The following is a 15,822-nucleotide window of genomic DNA, read 5'->3' on the forward strand; positions in this document are numbered from 1 at the left end:
ACCGGGACCGCATCCAATAGGGGGGGGGCGCGGCCCTCCCAGGCGCCGCCCGGCCCCGCCCTGGGGTGGGGTGTGGAGTTACAGTCGGGGCCCCCCCACCCCACCACGGTCGTTCGTTCAGTCCCCGGCCCGCACCGCCTCCGGGGCTCCGACGCACTCCCGCAGCGCCCCGATGAGCCGCTCGGCCCGCTGGTCGCCGCGGCCGCCCAGCCGGTTGGCGGTATAGGCGAACCCGACGCCGAACTCATCGTCCCCGAAGGCGAATTGGCCGCCCGCTCCGCTGTGGGCGAAGGAGCGCGGACCGAGCAGGCGGCGGAACGCCGAGTCGACGAGGAAACCGGACCCCCAGCGTGCCCCGAGGTCCGGAAAACCGGACCAAGAGGGCCCACCGGACAGCTGGGTGACCACGTCGGTGACGGTGCCCTCGGACAGCAGTCGCGGCCCGCCGTCCACGCCCGTCGCGACCGCCGCGTACAGGGTCGCCAGGCTGCGCGCCGACGAGACCGCGCCCGCACCGGGGAATTCGGCGGTCAGCAGGGCGGGGGAGTTGTAGCCGTGCGGATCGTCGAGTCCGGGGAAGGGCAGGACGCCGTTCATCGTCAGGGCCCGCATGGGCAGCAGATCGGCGCTCGGCAACGGGGGCCGGGCCTCCGCCTCGACGAGGCGGGCCAGCCGCGGCACCTCCTCCTGCGGCATCCCGATCCAGGTGCGCAGCCCCAGTGCGTCGCCGACGGCCGCCCGGAAGGAGGCGCCGGGCGTGCGGCCGGTCAGGCGCCGGATCACCTCGCCGATGATGAAGCCGAAGGCGTGGGCGTGGTACTCGTGCGCGGTCCCGGGCTCCCAGAGGGGCTTCTGCTCCTCCAGGGCGCGGATCACCGGCGTCCAGGCGGTCAGTTCCTCGAACGTCAACTTCCGCTCGACGAGCGGGATTCCGGCGGTGTGGGCGAGCACCATCCGGGTGGTGATCCCCTCCTTGCCGTGCTGCGCGAACTCCGGCCAGTAGTCGGCCACCGGGGCGTCGAGATCCAGCCGCCCGTCCTGCGCGAGCAGATGGGCCAGGGTGCTGACGACAACCTTGGCGAGGGACATGACGGGAAGGACGGTGTCCTCCTCCCACGCCCGCCCGGTCCGGTCATCGGCGATACCGCCCCACAGGTCGACGACCTTGCGTCCGTCCTTGAACACGGCTGCTGCGGCACCGAGTTCACCGCGCTCGGCGAAGTTCCGGGCGAATTCGTCGGCGAAGGCTCCGAACCCCTCGTCGGCCCATCCGTGGTACGGCATCCGGTGCTTCCTCTCAACGGCCCCATCGACCCCCCGTGGGCCGTCGGCCGGGTCACCTTACGTACGGGGCCGCCCGGACTCGACCGAATATCCGGCGCACGGAGGAATCCGGCCACCCGGCCGCGACGGCCGAAACCGGTTTCCCCCCAACCGGCCCCCGGCTACGCACAGTTGTCATCTGCGGTCTGGATTCACGCGGCGTAATCGGGGAAGTCACTACTTCGCACGGCTATTCGCCCGGCACCGGGTTCCAGGGAGCCCCAGCCGCCCGATTCCGCGGACTGACGGCCGTGTTCCCGACTACGGTCCCACCCTCCCTGTCTGCGCACGCATCGTGAAGGCCATGAGGTAAAGCGATGTCGGAATACCTTTCGGTCGCCCGCCGGATGTGGCACCTGCTGGAGCCGCTGCACGCCACGCTGTACTTCGCCCCCGAGGCCCGCCAGGTCGCCGCCGACCTCGGCCATGACGTGTCCTCCCGCTGGCCCAGCTATTTCGCCTGGCGTACGGCTCCGCTGGGCGCCGCCGGACCCGAGTTGGTGGCCGCGACGTACTACACCTTCAGCCCGCGGATGATCGCCCGGTACCTCCCGCAGATCTGGACCGTCGCGGACCCGGCCAAAGTCCTGGACGCGCGGCTGCTGGCCATGGACCGTGCGCTGACGGCCCTGACCGACGGCCGGCTGAGTGCCGCGCAGCTCGCCGAGGCGGCCCGGCTCGCCCGCCAGGCCGCCGAGAACGCCGGCCCCGCCGCCCGCCCGCTCGCCGCCGCCAACCGCGATCTGCCCTGGCCGGACGCGCCGCATCTGGTGCTCTGGCAGGCCGCGACGGTCCTTCGCGAACACCGCGGCGACGGCCATCTGGCGGCCCTGCTGACCTGTGGGCTCGACCCGTGCGAGGCCCTGGTGTCGTTCGCCGCGATCGGCGCCGCGCCGGCCGCCGACTTCGTGGGGCGCGGCTGGAGCGCCCAGGAGTGGAGCGACGCCCGGCACCGCCTCGCCGCCCGTGGCTGGATCGCTCCGGACGGCACCGCGACCGAGCGCGCCCGCAAGGAACGCGACGCGATCGAGCGGACGACGGACCGGCTGGCGGCCGGCCCGTGGCGGGCGCTGGGCCACTCCCGCGCCGAACGGCTGGCGCAGCTGCTCACTCCGGTCCTCGGCGCGGTTTTCGAGGCCGGATATCTGCCCCGGCACAGCACGCTGGGAATCGGGAAGGTGAAGGTCGGCTACCCGTAGCGCGCGCCCTGCCCGTGGAAGTGGGTCCCCGCGGGGCAGCCCCGGGGCAGCACCCTCGCGTACGGGCCCGCCCCGGGCCTGCTCAACTCGCGCGCCGGCCCCGGGTCTCGCCCAGCGCCCGCACCACATCGCCGTAGGTCACCCCGTGATCGGCGAGCACCGCCGCGGCCGGTCCGGGCCTGGCGGCCAGCGCCATCAGCAGATGCTCGTCGCCGAGGTGCCGCTCGCCGCGGCCGACGGCGATCCGCAGGGCACCCTCCAGCACGGACTTCGCCTCCGCGGTGAACGGCCGGCGCATCCGCTTCCGGCGCCCGGCCCGCCCGTCGGCGGCCAGCGCGCCCGCCCCGTGCGCCTGCTCCACCCGCGCCACGACCGCATCGATATCGATCCCGAGCCCGGCCAGCGCGGCCGCGTCGGCCGTGGACACCCCGCCGCGGCGGCGTGCCGCCGCGAGGGCGTCCGCCACCGACTCCCGCCGTTCGTGGACACCGAGTGCGGCGAGCACCCCGGCGGCCGGCGAGTCCGTACGGTCCAGCAGCGCGAGCAGCAGCTCCGGTTCGCCGACCGTGCCACTGCCCGTACGGTCCGCCTGTTCCGCCGCGCCGCGCACCACCGCGCGCGCCTCGGCCGTGAACTTCTCGAACATCAGCGCCTCCCGTGCTTCTTGTGCACTGCCTGCCTGCTGACACCCAGCTCCGCCGCGATCTCCTGCCACGACCAGCCCTTCGCGCGGGCGCTGCGCACCTGCACCGCTTCGAGCTGCTCCAGCAGCCGACGGAGCGCGGCCACGGCGCGGAGCCCGACTCCGGGGTCCCGGTCGCCGGCCCGCTCGGCGAGATCCGTTGCTTCGGTCATAGCCGTCAATTTACGTTGACACTCGCCAGGCGTCAACCATCATTGACACACGACCCCGGCTTCCCGCACTCCCGCTGACCTTGACCACGCTCGATGAGCGGTTTCCGCGGCGGCCGCCTGCCCGCCGAGCCGCGCTACCGCCTGCACGCGCCCTGGTGAACCTCCCCGCCGCGGCCGCCGGCTCCGCCTCCGCAGGCGGGCGGCACCTCTACGGACGGGCAGGAGCGGCGGCGGACAGGGCGATCACCGCCGCGGTGCCGTCCGTCCACAATCCGACGGCGGCCGCGTCCGGCGCCGTCAGCAGCGCCGCGTCGAACCGCTCCAACTGCGCCTGATGCCCGCCGGGTGCCCCGAGCCGGGTGCGCCCCTCGACCGCCACCACCAAAACCTCGTCCGGACCGGCCGCGCCGTCAGCGCTGCCGTCGGCCGGCCGCACCGCCCGGCTGCCCCGCACCATCTCCACCGTCGCCGCCGCCCGCCCCTCCCGGAGCATCACATTGAGGTTGACCACGGGGCCGTCCAGCAGCCGGGAGTCGGTGGCCGCCCCGCCGGGGAAGGCGAACGGGCGGTAGCGCTCGGGGAGGAGCTGCGGGGTGCCGTCCACCGTCAGCTCCAGCCCGGCGCCGTCGACGACGGTGAGGATCCGCCGGACGCCGGGCAGCGGCGAGTACGGCCCGTCCCGGGTGACGTCCGCCAGGCTGACCCGCCAGGCGAAGGTGTCCCAGCCGGCGCCCGGCGGCTGGACGGCGACCTCCCGGGTCACCCCGCCGCCGTTGCTCCACGGCGCGGCGGCGCGCCCCTCCGCCCGCAGGATCCGCACGCTTCGCGGCCCTCCTTACCGAATCGTCCGCACGCCGCACAGCATGGACATCACGCCAGGCGTCACACCGTAAGCACGACCTTGCCGAACAGCTCGCCGGCCGCCATCTTCGTGAACCCCTCACGCGCCCGGTCCAGCGGCAGCGTCGAGTCGATGACCGGCCGGATGCCCTTGGCCGCGCAGAAGCTGAGCAGCGACGCCAGCTCCTCCTTGCTGCCCATCGTGGAGCCGACGATCTTCAGCTCCAGGAAGAAGATCCGGTTGAGCTCCCCGCTCTTCGGGGTGAAGCCGCTGGTGGCGCCCGAGATGACCAGGGTGCCGCCGGGGCGCAGCGACTTGATGGAGTGCGACCAGGTGGCGGCGCCCACCGTCTCGATCACCGCGTCCACCCGCTGCGGCAGCCGCTCGCCGGTCGCGAACACCGCCTCGGCGCCCAGCTCCAGCGCGCGCTTGCGCTTGGCCTCGTCCCGGCTGGTGGCGAAGACACGCAGCCCCGCGGCGGCACCCAGCACGATGGCGGCGGTCGCGACGCCACCGCCGGCGCCCTGCACCAGCACGCTGTCCCCGGGCCGTACGCCCGCGTTGGTGAACAGCATCCGGTACGCGGTCAGCCAGGCGGTCGGCAGACAGGCCGCCTCCTCGAAGGAGAGCTCCTTCGGCTTGGGCAGCACGTTCCAGGAGGGGACGGTGACCTGCTCCGCGAACGTGCCCTGGTAGCGCTCGGTGAGGATGGAGGGCTTCTCCCTGGGGCCGACACCGTGGCCGGTCTGCCCGATGACGGAGTGCAGGACGACCTCGTTGCCGTCCGCGTCCACTCCGGCGGCGTCGCAGCCGAGGATCATCGGCAGGCTGTCCTCGGTGATCCCCACCCCGCGCAGCGACCACAGGTCGTGGTGGTTGAGGGAGGCGGCCTTGACGTTGACGGTCGTCCAGCCGGGGCGTGCGTCGGGGGCCGGCCGCTCCCCCAATTCGAGGCCGTTCAGCGGCTGGTCACGGTCGATGCGGGCGGCATAGGCAGCAAACATGATCCCAACGTAGGCCGCGGCCGGGCGCCGCGGTACCGGGCAGGGGTGTGACACGCACCGCGCCGCCCCGGCTGCCCCGGCCACCACAACGGGCCGGGCCCGCACCTGTGTGGGGTGCGGGCCCGGCCCGTTGGCGTACGACACCTGTGGCGGTGCGGTCAGCGGCGCGCCACACCCTCGGCGCGGGCGGCGGCCGCGACGGCGGCGGTGACGGCCGGTGCGACCCGCTCGTCGAACGGCGAGGGGATGACCCGGTCGGCGCTGAGTTCATCGGCGACGACGGCGGCCAGCGCCTCGGCGGCGGCGAGCTTCATACCCTCCGTGATCCGGGTGGCCCGCACCTGCATGGCACCGGCGAAGATGCCCGGGAAGGCCAGCACGTTGTTGATCTGGTTGGGGAAGTCGCTGCGCCCGGTGGCGACCACGGCCGCGTACTTGTGCGCGACCTCCGGGTGGATCTCCGGGGTGGGGTTGGCCATCGCGAAGATCAGCGAGTCCTTCGCCATCTTGGCCACCGCCGCTTCCGGCACCGTGCCGCCGGAGACACCGATGAAGACATCCGCGCCGTCCAGCGCGTCCTCCAGCGAGCCCGTCAGCCGGCCCTTGTTGGTGAAGCCGGCCACCTCGCGCTTGACGTCCGTGAGGTCACCGCGGTCGGTGGAGACCACGCCCTTGCGGTCGCAGACCGCGACATCGCCGATGCCCGCCTCGATGAGGATCTTGGCGATGGCGACCCCGGCCGCGCCGGCACCCGAGATGACCGCGCGAAGCTGGCCGAGCGACCGGTCGGTGAGCTTGGCGGCGTTGCGCAGCGCGGCCAGCGTGACGACGGCGGTGCCGTGCTGGTCGTCGTGGAAGACCGGGATGTCCAGCCGCTCCTGGAGCCGGCGCTCGATCTCGAAGCACCGGGGCGCCGAGATGTCCTCCAGATTGACGCCGCCGAAGGACGGGGCCATCCGGACGACGGTCTCGATGATCTCGTCGGTGTCGGTGGTGGCGAGCGCGATCGGCACCGCGTCGACGCCGCCGAACTGCTTGAAGAGGATGGCCTTGCCCTCCATCACGGGGAGCGAGGCCTCCGGGCCGATGTCGCCGAGGCCCAGCACCGCGGTGCCGTCCGTGACCACGGCGACGACCTGGGACTTCCAGGTGTAGTCGTAGACGAGCTCGGGCTGCTCGGCGATGGCGCTGCACACCTTGGCGACACCCGGTGTGTACGCGAGGGACAGGTCGTCCTTGTTGCGGACCGGCACGGTCGCCTGGATGGCCATTTTGCCGCCACGATGCAACGCGAAGGCCGGGTCGAAGGCGTCGGGGGCACTGCCCGCGCCCGCACCGGTATTGCTGTCGCTGCGAGGATTGACGATCTCCGCTGCCACTTGTCTTACCCCTTTAATCGTAAATCTGCTGAGGGTGGCCACTCCCTGGTTGAGGGGTGGGCGGGCACCGCGTCCGCGCCGTGCGCGGCAGATGGCCGCCGCGCGCGGGGAGGTACGGACGCCGGGCGCGCCGCACACGCGCCCTGAGCCCCGGATGAGGGGTGTAACGAACCTTTCTACCCGACGGGCGCGCGCCCCGACGAGTCAGATTCCTTACCCTCGGCTCCAGAGTTCCGACATTAACCGCGAAATACACAAAAAACTCAGAAGAGCCATCCCTCTCCGTTCCGGATTCCGAGACGCCGGAGAGAGCCAGGGGGCCCATGACATCCACGGAAGCGAAGGCTCCCCTTGCGACACAAGGGCGCCACCTCGTCTTCTCCGTCCGTTATCCGATTTTGACCATTACGACAGTCCGCATAGCGGAGTCCGGATGACAGGATTCCGTCACCAACCGAGGTCGCGACGCTCGAAGGTGTGCCCCCGGCCATTTGTCACGTCGGCTTCTCGATCCGCAGGAGGATCAGCATGACCGCAAGCACCACCCGTCGCCCGGCCGTCGGCAGGTCACGCACAGCCGTGGCCGCGACGGCCGCGGTCGCCGCCTCGCTGTTGCTGCTCAGCGCCTGCGGCGACCAGACGGACGCGGCCATCGCCAAGCGCGACGCGAAGAAGAACCGCAACGTCAATGCGCCGCTGTTCAAGAAGCTGCCCAAGGACGTCCAGGAAAAGGCCCTGCTCCAGGTCGGCTCGGACATCACCTACAAGCCGGTGGAATTCCGCTCCAACGGCAAGGTCGAGGGCATCGACCCGGATCTCGCGGAGGCGATGAGCAAGGAGCTGGGCATCAAGCTCAACTTCAACAACGCCACCTTCGACACCCTCATGGGCGGCCTGAAGTCCAAGCGCTACGACATCGCGATGTCGGCGATGACGGACACCAAGGAGCGCCAGGAGGGCATCGACAGCAACACCGGCAAGAAGATCGGCCAGGGTGTCGACTTCATCGACTACCTCAACGTCGGCGTCTCGCTCTACACCCAGAAGGGCAAGACCAACGGCATCGACGGCTGGGAGACGCTGTGCGGCAAGAAGATCGCCGTGCAGCGCGGCACCGTCTCGCACGACCTGGCCAAGGACAAGTCGAAGGCCTGTGAGAAGAACGGCGAGCAGCCGATCTCGATCGAGGCGTTCGACAACGACTCCGAGGCCCAGACCCGGCTGCGCACCGGTGGTGTGGACGCCGTCTCCAGCGACTACCCGGTCGCGGCGTATGCGGTGAAGGTCTCCGGTCACGGCAAGGATTTCCAGATGGTCGGCGGCGCGCCGCTCAAGGCGGCCCCGTACGGCATCGCGATCCCCAAGGGCAAGGAGCAGCTGCGTGACGCGCTCCGGGCCGCGGTGGAACTCGCGATCAAGAACGGCTCGTACGCCAAGGTCCTGGACAAGTGGGACGTCAAGGATGCCGCGGTCAAGAAGGTGCAGCTCAATGGCGGCTCCTGAGTCACCGGAAACCGTCCCCTCCGCTCCGCGCACCTCCCGCCGAACGCTGAAAGGCAACACCCGTGCCAGTTGACGTCGACAAGTCGGCCCAGCCGCCGGCGGACGCTCCGCCGCCCCAGCCCGAGCCGATCAAGGCCATCCCGGTCCGCCATTACGGCCGCTGGGTGGCGGCGATCGTCGTCATCGGACTGATCGCCCTGCTCGGCCGGGCCTTCGCCTCCGGGAACGTCAACTGGGACGCCATCCCTCAGTACATGTTCAACGCGGACATCCTCAAGGGCCTGCGCAACACCCTGCTGATCACCGTGCTCTCGATGATCATCGGCATCGTGCTGGGTGTGATCCTGGCCGTGATGCGCCAGTCCAAGAACCCGGTCACCTCGACGGTCGCGTGGTTCTACGTCTGGTTCTTCCGCGGTACGCCGGTCTACGTCCAGCTGTTCCTGTGGTTCAACCTGGGCCTCGTCTTCCAGTACATCGACATCATGCCGATCTACAAGGACGAGTGGTCGGACTTCATGACCCCGTTCCTGTGCGCGCTGCTGGGCCTCGGCCTCAACGAGGCGGCGTACATGGCGGAGATCTGCCGGGCCGGCCTCAACGCCGTCGACGAGGGCCAGACCGAGGCGGCGCACGCGCTGGGCATGAGCCACGCCAGGACGCTGCGCCGGATCATCGTGCCCCAGGCGATGCGGGTGATCGTGCCGCCGACCGGCAACGAGGTCATCAACATGCTCAAGACCTCCTCCCTGGTCATCGCCGTCCAGTACTACGATTTGCTGCAGGCCGCACAGAACGTCGGACGGGACTCCGGTGTCGTGGTGGAGATGCTGATCCTCGCCGCCGCCTGGTACCTGATCGCCACCACGGTGCTGAGCATCGGCCAGTACTACCTCGAGCGCTACTACGCCCGCGGCTCCAGCCGCCAGCTGCCGCTCACCCCGCTCCAGAAAGCCAAGGCGAAGCTGTCCGGTGGCTTCAACCGCCCCGGAGGTGTCGGATGACCAGCAAGATCACGACGAGCAAGCCGACCGCCGGCGCGAGCGGCGGCCCGATGGTCAAGGCCGAGGGCGTCCACAAGTCCTTCGGTGCGGCCCACATCCTCAAGGGCATCGACCTGGAGGTCGCGCCCCAGGAGGTCTTCTGCCTGATCGGCCCGTCCGGCTCCGGCAAGTCGACCTTCCTCCGCTGCATCAACCACCTGGAGAAGGTCAACGCCGGACGGCTGTCCGTCGACGGCGAACTGGTCGGCTACCGCGAGCACCACGGCAAGCTCTACGAGCTGCGCGACCGCGAGGTCGCCGCCCGCCGCCGCGATATCGGCATGGTCTTCCAGCGCTTCAACCTCTTCCCGCACATGACCGCGGTGGAGAACATCATGGAGGCGCCGATCCAGGTCAAGGGCGAGTCGAAGTCCGCCGCCCGGGAGCGGGCGGTCAAGCTCCTGGACCGCGTCGGGCTGTCCGACAAGGCCGCGAGCTACCCCTCGCAGCTCTCCGGCGGCCAGCAGCAGCGCGTCGCCATCGCCCGTGCGCTGGCGATGGAGCCCAAGCTGATGCTCTTCGACGAGCCGACCTCGGCCCTGGACCCGGAGCTGGTCGGTGACGTCCTGGACGTCATGAAGGACCTGGCGGCGGACGGTATGACGATGATCGTCGTGACCCATGAGATGGGCTTCGCCCGTGAGGTCGGCGACTCGCTGGTCTTCATGGACGACGGTGTGGTCGTCGAATCCGGCCACCCGCGCGAGGTGCTCGGCAATCCGCAGCACGAGCGGACGAAGTCGTTCCTGTCGAAGGTGCTGTAGTCGAAGGTGCTGTAGGAGCGCGACGGCCCGGTACCGGGCGCGGTGGCTCCGGCCGGTTCCGCACCGCCGGATGCCACCGCGGGCATGGCCCGCCGTCGCGGCGGAAGCCTTGGTCCGCGGCGGGACTTGCTCCCTCGGGAGGAAGTCCCGCCGCGGTCTTTTCGCCCCGTCCGACGGCGCAGCGGCTCGTCATGGCCCTACTTCAGGCCCAGCACCAGCGCGTCCGTGGGCGACGCCCATACCGGCCGGGCCTCCGCAAATCCCGATTCGCGCAGGACGGCCGCGTGCCATGCCGCCGAGGGGGTGTCGCCGTCGGCGTGCTCGCCGTAGATCTCGAAGCGCTCGGCGGTCGGCCCGGCCAGCCGCGGGTCGGCGGCCGCCAGCTGCCACCAGTCGGCCCAGCCGACGGCGCCGGCCGCCTTCGCCGCGTCCATCCGCGCATGCCGGAAGGCCCGCTCGGCGGCGTTGATCCGCGGGGTGGCCTCCTCGGGCATGTGGTCGGCGTTCATGAAGACCCCGCCGTCCCGCACCAGGGTGCCGAGCTGCCCGTACAGACCGCGGAGGTCCTCGGTGTGCAGCCAGTGGAGCGCGGTGGCGGTGAGCACCGCGTCGTACGAGTCGTGCGGCAGCCTGTCCGTCCAGCCCGGATCCTTCAGATCGGCTCGTACGAAGCGGACCCGGCGCTCGCCGGCGAAGTACCCTTCCGCGATGGCCAGCAGCGCGGGATCCAGATCGACGCCCACACTCTCGGCCTTGGGGAACCGCTTCAGCAGCCGGTCGGAGATACTTCCCGTACCGCAGGCGAGGTCCAGTACCCGGGGCTCGGGACCCACCAGCGCCTCGACCATGTCCAGCATCACCCGGAACCGCTCCTCGCGGTCGGGGAGGTACCACTCCTGCTGGCGGTCCCAACTGTTCTGCCACGCCTGCCAATCGGCGCCGACGACGGTCTCGGTCATCGCTTCCCCTTCAGGCCGTAATACCCTCGTAGTAACAACACCCATTACTTCGCTCAAGCACTCCGCACCTTAGCCCCCGCCCGTAAGGACTACAAGTGGAACTGGCCTATTACTCGGACTATGCCGTGCGACTGGTCAACACCGAGCAGCCCGAGCGCGGCAGCGACAGCCTCACCTCGGTCGAGGCGGTCCGCGAACTCTTCGGCCCGGCGCAGCAGGTCGCCCGGCGCGCGACCGACAGCGACGTCACCAGGCTGCGCACGGTCCGCGCCCGGCTGCGCGCCGTGTTCGAGGCCGCCGACACCGGCGACGAGGTGCTGGCCGTGGACCTCCTCAACGCCCTGATGATGGAGTTCCCCGTCAGCCCGCAGATCTCCGGCCATGAATACCGGGACGACGACGGCCGCCCCGACTGGCATATGCACATCGCCGACCACGCCGCCAACGCGACCGCGAGCTTCGCCGCGACCGCCTGTATGGGCCTGGCGTTCCACCTCACCGACCTGGGTGTGGACCGGCTGGGCATCTGCGAGGCGCGGCCCTGCCGCAACGCCTACCTGGACACCTCGACCAACCGCTCCCGGCGCTACTGCTCCGACCGCTGCGCCACCCGCGCCAATGTCGCCGCCTACCGCGCCCGCAAGCGCCTGGAGAGCGAGCGCTCGGCCCTTACCGGCCGGACCGCCGACAGCGCCCAGGACAGCACCCCGGTGACCGAGCGCTGAATCCCCTTCGGCGGCCGCACCCGCACCCGGGCGCGGGCAATGACCAGTTCGTCGGGAACCACACCGAATTCCCGGCTGTCGTTCTCGACGAACGGATTGTCCCCCCGGACCCACCAGCCGCCGTCGCGCCGCTGCACGGCCCGCTTGACGATCAGCAGATCCTGCCGGAACGGGTGCCGCAGCACGACGACGTCGCCGGGCCGCACCGCCGCCCCGTACTGCACCACCAGCTGATCACCGGGCTGCAGCGTCGGCACCATCGACGGGTTGTAGACCTCGGCCAGCCCGAACGCACGGAGGAACCCGCCCCGCTCGTGCCCCGTATCCGCGTCCTCACCCTGCTCCGGCCCGCGCTCATGCACTCGCTCCGGCATCCCGTACCTCCCGGCCCAGCCCCGGTCCGACCCGCTCACCGGTTCATCCTCCATCAGTCCCACCTTGGCACTGGACTTTTGCCCTAAGACCCCCGGGCCGACCAAGAAAAGCCTTCCCGCACCGAGTAATCTCGCACCTGAGAAGACGATCACGAGGAAGGACTGAACATGCTTTCGCGCCTGTTCGCCCCCAAGGTGAAGGTCAGCGCCCACTGCGACCTGCCCTGCGGCGTGTACGACCCGGCCCAGGCCCGCATCGAAGCCGAGTCCGTCAAGGCCGTCCAGGAGAAGTACCAGGCCAACGAGGACGCGGACTTCCGCACTCGCGCCGTCCTGATCAAGGAGCAGCGCGCCGAGCTGGCCAAGCACCACGTCTCGGTGCTGTGGAGCGACTACTTCAAGCCGCCGCACTTCGAGAAGTACCCGGAGCTGCACCAGCTGGTCAACGACACCCTCAAGGCCCTCAGCGCCGCCAAGGGTTCCAACGACCCGGCCACCGGTCAGAAGGCCCTGGACTACATCGCCCAGATCGACAAGATCTTCTGGGAGACGAAGAAGGCCTGATCTTGACCTAGGCGGTCTGACCTGCACTTTCGCGGGTCACTTCGCCTACCTGTCCGCACCCGGTCCGCATGCCGCCAAGTACGGCGTCCATGACGGAGCGGGTGCGGTCTTCTTCGCCCGGCCACAGATGCGCGTAGATCCGCAGGGTGATGACCGCGGACGCGTGCCCAAGGATGAGCTGGACCTGCTTGACGCTCGCCCCGCCGGCGATGAGTGCGGAGGCCTAGAAGTGCCGCAGGTCGTGGGTCACCATGTGCGGCAGGGCGACGGGCTTGCGGCCCTCCTGGACTGCCGCGTCGTTCTCGACTGCTCCTTTGTGAAGAGCCATTCCCTCGACGGCCGCGCGGCGAGATGCGCGAGGAGCGCATCGGTGACGACCTCGCCTACCGGGACCGTACGCCGCGACATTGCGCACACTGCCAGGCCCGAGTTGCTCGGAGAGGGATGTGCGTCCGAGGACGCCATCGCGTAGGTGCCGAGCGCGGGTATCAAATGCACCCGCAGGGCGTTATCCGTGATGCGGGTGCCCGCCTCACCGGCGATCTGCTCGCCCTCCCACTTCGTTGCGTACTTCTCGAAGGAAATCCTTCCGGCGCGCGGGTCGACGTACAGCCCGGTGACCATGCTGGTCGTGACCTCGTCGAGCTCGGCGAGGCGAACGTGGTCGACAGTCCGGAGGACGATCCGGTCCGCCCGCTGTCGGAAGCCATCGAGGCACACGCCAAGGCGCTGAACCGGATCGGCACCAACCTGAAACCAGATCACGGGCGCCATCCACTCCGGCGCCGTACCCGAGGGCACCGAGGCGGTCCTCCCCCGAGTCGAGCAGGCCGCCGAGGCCGGTCACGAGCTGATGGACCAAGGGGCCGGCCATGGTGCCTGACATCTCCACCGGTTCCCACACCATCGGCCTGGTCAACTACCTCTTCGGTCCGGGACGACGCGACGAACACACCGACGCCCATATCGTCGCCGCCTGGGACATGGCCGGAGCGCTCCGCGCCGCCTCACGCAGCGTCGGCTCCACAGGGCGCACCCGGCGTACCGCTCACCACAGCACACAGCTCTCCGGCCCAGGCCAGGGTCGCGGCCAAGTCCTCGGCTCGCATCCCGACATGGGAATCCGGCTGGACAAGAAGGGTTGCCGGGCCGCAGGAGGTGCGTTCCGCCGCCCACGCGTGGTCAAGGATGGTGAAGTCGTCGTCGATCCAGATAGCGGGTGTGTCCCCCAGCCAAGTGTCGACGTGGTCGCGCTTCCACAGGTAGCCGTTGGGGTGGCTGGTGGTGATCTGCGGGCGCGGCAGATCGACGTACGGCAGGGGCGGGAGGCCGAGGAGCGGCCCGATCAGGGTGGTGGCGTCCTGACGCCAGCTGGTGCACCAGACCGGGTTGACCAGGCCGCTGCGGATCACGTCCATGAGCAGGGGCCCGTGGGCAGGGTTGAGCCAAATCGTGACCGGGTGGTCGGCGGTGCGGCCGGCGGGGACGACATCGTGGCGGGCGTGAGTCGGCGGGGTGGTCCCGTCGGCAGCGGGGAAGGGTATGAGGATGCCGTCGATGTCGAGGAGCAGGTAGGGCAGGCGCATCGGTTCCTCCGTAGGGAGCCGTGGGCGGGGTCAGAGTTTGCACGCGCTGACCAGCAAGGTGGTGGGGGTGGTGCGGGCGTCGTGGAACTCGCGGGCCGAGGTGAGGCGGAGGCCCGCCCGAGTGAGGTGCTTGTCCCAGCGTTCAGCGTCGAAGTCCCAGCGGGCGATGGGAAGTCGGGTGGAGTCGGGGAGGGTGACGAAGTCGCGGCCGGGGCGGTCATCGCTGGCGGGGCGCCGGTTGCCGCACTGGGGGTGCGGGACGGAGAAGGCGAGGGTGCAGCCGGGCTTGAGGCGCTGCGCGATGGCCGGGAGGAGGAGCTCGGGGGCAACGAGGCCGATGGCGCCGAAGACCGAGTAGATCGCGTCGAATTGTTCGTCGGACGCCTGCAGGTAGTGGAGTGCGTGTCCGGCGACGAAGGTGAGGTTGTTCAGCCGTCCGTAGTGGGAGCGGGCCCGGCGGATCTGAAGGCCGACGAGGTCGACGCCGATGACATGGACACCGTGGCGGGTGGCGAGGCATGCGGCGTTGTGACCAGGCCCGCAACCGAGTTCCACAACACGCTTTCGGCGCAGGTCCGGGCCGAGGATCTCGGTGCCGGGGCCGCTGCCGGGCCGTGTGGTCCACTCCACCCGAGCGGGCACGGCCAGTGGCTCAGCAGGTCCGGCCGCGGTGCGTTGCAGCGCGTGGGCGTACCAGGGAGAAGCCTGGGCGAGCACCTAGACCTCCAGGAGGTGGAGGACATCGGTGAGGTGGCGGCGTACGACCTTGATGTAGGCGGGGTCGGTGGCTGGGTCGTTGATCCAGCGGATGGACTGCTCCATGAACCACTCGACGGCCCACATTCGGTGCCAGCCCAGCGCCCATTTTTCAGCAGGAAGCCCACCGCGCTCGGCGAGCACATCGGGGGTTCCGCCTTCGGTGACGTACGACTCCAGGAAGACGCGCAGGCGTACCGGGTCGGGGGTGTCCAGGGTGCCGTGGTAGCTCGCCAGGTCGAGCAGGCCGGGGCCTGTGAAGGCCCGGGCGAAGTCCAGGAGCCGCCAGCCGCGCCGGCCGATGTGGAGGCTAGTGGGGTGGAACTCGGAGTGCACCCAGCCAAACGGGGCGAGTGTGGCTCCGGCCGCGCGGGCCTCGGCGACGTGGGCGATCTGGTCGAGGGCGTGCTCGATGTCGTCGGCGTCCTGCCAGCGCCCCTCCTTGCGAAGCCGGTCGAGATGGTCCAAGGCGCGGTTCGGCAGTACCCGCAGAACCTCCTCGCCGAGGACGGGCAGGGCGGGTGCGGTCGGAGTGTGGTGCAGGACTACCGCTGCGGCGGCTCCATCGAGGTCGTCTGCTTCGCGGACCGGGCTGCCGAGGTCTTCCAGCAGCATTCCGAGCCAGTCGCCCATGCCTGCGGAGGCGTGCACGATGGGCACGGGAACACCGAGCGCGTGTGCCAGTCGGAGGGCCTGGTTCTCACTGTTGAACGGCTTCTTGGCGTACTTGAAGATGCGCGTGGTGCCGTCAGGGAAGGACAGTCGCTCGACACCGGACATGGACCACACCCGGACCTCGGTCCGTGCGGGCTGTGACTGGCCGGTGATGGTGAGCAGGTCCTCCAGGAGTGGGGCGTTGAGGTTCGCGTCCATAAGGGCTCCAGTGCTGTGTCGGCGTCCGGGGCGGGCGCCGAGAGTGGGCCCGCCCCGGAGCCTGGTCGTACGGG

The 15,822-nt window shown here is 70.4% G+C and carries 17 protein-coding genes and 1 pseudogene; 7 read left to right on the forward strand and 11 right to left on the reverse strand.

Features of this window, described 5'->3' with window-relative positions; translation table 11 throughout:
* Positions 1 to 117: 117 nt before the first annotated feature.
* Positions 118 to 1,284: a serine hydrolase domain-containing protein gene (locus tag ACGFWI_RS21455; protein ID WP_393907572.1), complete on the reverse strand. Its 1,167-nt coding sequence runs from the start codon at positions 1,282 to 1,284 to the stop codon at positions 118 to 120.
* 356 nt (positions 1,285 to 1,640) lie between these two features.
* Between ACGFWI_RS21455 and ACGFWI_RS21460 the strand changes: the two genes are divergently transcribed.
* Positions 1,641 to 2,522 carry a hypothetical protein gene (locus ACGFWI_RS21460; RefSeq protein ID WP_393907573.1) on the forward strand — a complete coding sequence of 294 codons (882 nt, stop codon included), beginning with the start codon at positions 1,641 to 1,643 and terminating at the stop codon, positions 2,520 to 2,522.
* Positions 2,523 to 2,604: 82 nt separating this feature from the next.
* Here the strand turns inward: ACGFWI_RS21460 and ACGFWI_RS21465 are convergent, their stop codons facing one another.
* The 5 genes from ACGFWI_RS21465 to ACGFWI_RS21485 all read right to left on the reverse strand — a co-directional run bounded on the left by ACGFWI_RS21465 (position 2,605) and on the right by ACGFWI_RS21485 (position 6,601).
* Positions 2,605 to 3,168: a Clp protease N-terminal domain-containing protein gene (locus ACGFWI_RS21465; protein WP_393907574.1), complete on the reverse strand. Its 564-nt coding sequence runs from the start codon at positions 3,166 to 3,168 to the stop codon at positions 2,605 to 2,607.
* The gene (locus ACGFWI_RS21470) at positions 3,168 to 3,377 is read right to left on the reverse strand and encodes a helix-turn-helix domain-containing protein (protein WP_393907575.1); all 210 of its coding nucleotides are present in this window, start codon (positions 3,375 to 3,377) and stop codon (positions 3,168 to 3,170) included. The genes ACGFWI_RS21465 and ACGFWI_RS21470 overlap by 1 nt, the downstream gene beginning before the upstream one ends.
* A gap of 208 nt (positions 3,378 to 3,585) precedes the next feature.
* Positions 3,586 to 4,197, reverse strand: a complete 612-nt coding sequence (locus ACGFWI_RS21475; protein WP_393907576.1) for a HutD family protein — start codon at positions 4,195 to 4,197, stop codon at positions 3,586 to 3,588.
* Positions 4,198 to 4,259: 62 nt separating this feature from the next.
* The gene (locus ACGFWI_RS21480; protein ID WP_393907577.1) at positions 4,260 to 5,222 is read right to left on the reverse strand and encodes a zinc-binding dehydrogenase; all 963 of its coding nucleotides are present in this window, start codon (positions 5,220 to 5,222) and stop codon (positions 4,260 to 4,262) included.
* A gap of 158 nt (positions 5,223 to 5,380) precedes the next feature.
* Positions 5,381 to 6,601: an NADP-dependent malic enzyme gene (locus ACGFWI_RS21485; RefSeq protein WP_393907578.1), complete on the reverse strand. Its 1,221-nt coding sequence runs from the start codon at positions 6,599 to 6,601 to the stop codon at positions 5,381 to 5,383.
* 528 nt (positions 6,602 to 7,129) lie between these two features.
* Between ACGFWI_RS21485 and ACGFWI_RS21490 the strand changes: the two genes are divergently transcribed.
* The 3 genes from ACGFWI_RS21490 to ACGFWI_RS21500 all read left to right on the forward strand — a co-directional run bounded on the left by ACGFWI_RS21490 (position 7,130) and on the right by ACGFWI_RS21500 (position 9,911).
* Positions 7,130 to 8,104, forward strand: a complete 975-nt coding sequence (locus tag ACGFWI_RS21490; RefSeq protein WP_393907579.1) for an ABC transporter substrate-binding protein — start codon at positions 7,130 to 7,132, stop codon at positions 8,102 to 8,104.
* Between the two features lie 62 nt (positions 8,105 to 8,166).
* Entirely contained in the window at positions 8,167 to 9,108 is a 942-nt protein-coding gene (locus ACGFWI_RS21495) for an amino acid ABC transporter permease (protein ID WP_393907580.1), read from the forward strand.
* A 50-nt stretch (positions 9,109 to 9,158) separates the two neighbouring features.
* A complete protein-coding gene (locus ACGFWI_RS21500) occupies positions 9,159 to 9,911 on the forward strand; it encodes an amino acid ABC transporter ATP-binding protein (RefSeq protein WP_393907723.1) in 753 nt (250 codons plus the stop codon).
* Between the two features lie 197 nt (positions 9,912 to 10,108).
* Here the strand turns inward: ACGFWI_RS21500 and ACGFWI_RS21505 are convergent, their stop codons facing one another.
* On the reverse strand, positions 10,109 to 10,870 hold the full coding sequence (locus ACGFWI_RS21505; protein ID WP_393907581.1) for a class I SAM-dependent methyltransferase: 762 nt from the start codon (positions 10,868 to 10,870) through the stop codon (positions 10,109 to 10,111).
* Between the two features lie 95 nt (positions 10,871 to 10,965).
* On the opposite strand from ACGFWI_RS21505, the gene ACGFWI_RS21510 reads away from it, so the two are divergent.
* Positions 10,966 to 11,595, forward strand: coding sequence for a CGNR zinc finger domain-containing protein (locus ACGFWI_RS21510; RefSeq protein ID WP_393907582.1), 630 nt, complete (start codon positions 10,966 to 10,968; stop codon positions 11,593 to 11,595).
* Here ACGFWI_RS21510 and sodX read toward each other — a convergent pair.
* Positions 11,499 to 11,969 carry a nickel-type superoxide dismutase maturation protease gene (sodX, locus tag ACGFWI_RS21515; protein ID WP_393907724.1) on the reverse strand — a complete coding sequence of 157 codons (471 nt, stop codon included), beginning with the start codon at positions 11,967 to 11,969 and terminating at the stop codon, positions 11,499 to 11,501. The two genes, ACGFWI_RS21510 and sodX, sit on opposite strands and share 97 nt — an antisense overlap.
* A gap of 168 nt (positions 11,970 to 12,137) precedes the next feature.
* On the opposite strand from sodX, the gene sodN reads away from it, so the two are divergent.
* Positions 12,138 to 12,533, forward strand: coding sequence for a superoxide dismutase, Ni (gene sodN, locus ACGFWI_RS21520; protein WP_030085982.1), 396 nt, complete (start codon positions 12,138 to 12,140; stop codon positions 12,531 to 12,533).
* A gap of 639 nt (positions 12,534 to 13,172) precedes the next feature.
* A pseudogene (gene mobC / locus ACGFWI_RS21525) lies at positions 13,173 to 13,416 on the forward strand (plasmid mobilization relaxosome protein MobC); the annotation flags it as partial.
* 124 nt (positions 13,417 to 13,540) lie between these two features.
* Here the strand turns inward: mobC and ACGFWI_RS21530 are convergent.
* The 3 genes from ACGFWI_RS21530 to ACGFWI_RS21540 are packed head-to-tail and all read right to left on the reverse strand — an operon-like array spanning position 13,541 to position 15,748.
* On the reverse strand, positions 13,541 to 14,119 hold the full coding sequence (locus ACGFWI_RS21530; protein ID WP_393907583.1) for an HAD domain-containing protein: 579 nt from the start codon (positions 14,117 to 14,119) through the stop codon (positions 13,541 to 13,543).
* A gap of 30 nt (positions 14,120 to 14,149) precedes the next feature.
* Complete coding sequence (locus ACGFWI_RS21535) at positions 14,150 to 14,836, reverse strand: class I SAM-dependent methyltransferase (RefSeq protein WP_393907584.1); 687 nt, start codon at positions 14,834 to 14,836, stop codon at positions 14,150 to 14,152.
* Positions 14,837 to 15,748 (reverse strand): aminoglycoside phosphotransferase family protein, encoded by a 912-nt coding sequence (locus ACGFWI_RS21540; protein ID WP_393907585.1) that lies wholly within the window; start codon positions 15,746 to 15,748, stop codon positions 14,837 to 14,839.
* Positions 15,749 to 15,822: the final 74 nt, after the last annotated feature.

It is taken from the genome of Streptomyces sp. NPDC048434 (assembly GCF_043200375.1).
Lineage (GTDB): Bacteria > Actinomycetota > Actinomycetes > Streptomycetales > Streptomycetaceae > Streptomyces.

Excerpts from the sequence above, each read along its gene's own strand:
- ACGFWI_RS21455 (WP_393907572.1), bottom strand. The coding sequence starts at position 1,284 with ATGCCGTACCACGGATGGGCCGACGAGGGGTTCGGAGCCTTCGCCGAC.
- ACGFWI_RS21460 (WP_393907573.1), top strand. The coding sequence starts at position 1,641 with ATGTCGGAATACCTTTCGGTCGCCCGCCGGATGTGGCACCTGCTGGAG.
- ACGFWI_RS21465 (WP_393907574.1), bottom strand. The coding sequence starts at position 3,168 with ATGTTCGAGAAGTTCACGGCCGAGGCGCGCGCGGTGGTGCGCGGCGCG.
- ACGFWI_RS21470 (WP_393907575.1), bottom strand. The coding sequence starts at position 3,377 with ATGACCGAAGCAACGGATCTCGCCGAGCGGGCCGGCGACCGGGACCCC.
- ACGFWI_RS21480 (WP_393907577.1), bottom strand. The coding sequence starts at position 5,222 with ATGTTTGCTGCCTATGCCGCCCGCATCGACCGTGACCAGCCGCTGAAC.
- ACGFWI_RS21490 (WP_393907579.1), top strand. The coding sequence starts at position 7,130 with ATGACCGCAAGCACCACCCGTCGCCCGGCCGTCGGCAGGTCACGCACA.
- ACGFWI_RS21500 (WP_393907723.1), top strand. The coding sequence starts at position 9,159 with ATGGTCAAGGCCGAGGGCGTCCACAAGTCCTTCGGTGCGGCCCACATC.
- ACGFWI_RS21505 (WP_393907581.1), bottom strand. The coding sequence starts at position 10,870 with ATGACCGAGACCGTCGTCGGCGCCGATTGGCAGGCGTGGCAGAACAGT.
- sodX (WP_393907724.1), bottom strand. The coding sequence starts at position 11,969 with ATGCCGGAGCGAGTGCATGAGCGCGGGCCGGAGCAGGGTGAGGACGCG.
- sodN (WP_030085982.1), top strand. The coding sequence starts at position 12,138 with ATGCTTTCGCGCCTGTTCGCCCCCAAGGTGAAGGTCAGCGCCCACTGC.
- ACGFWI_RS21530 (WP_393907583.1), bottom strand. The coding sequence starts at position 14,119 with ATGCGCCTGCCCTACCTGCTCCTCGACATCGACGGCATCCTCATACCC.
- ACGFWI_RS21540 (WP_393907585.1), bottom strand. The coding sequence starts at position 15,748 with ATGGACGCGAACCTCAACGCCCCACTCCTGGAGGACCTGCTCACCATC.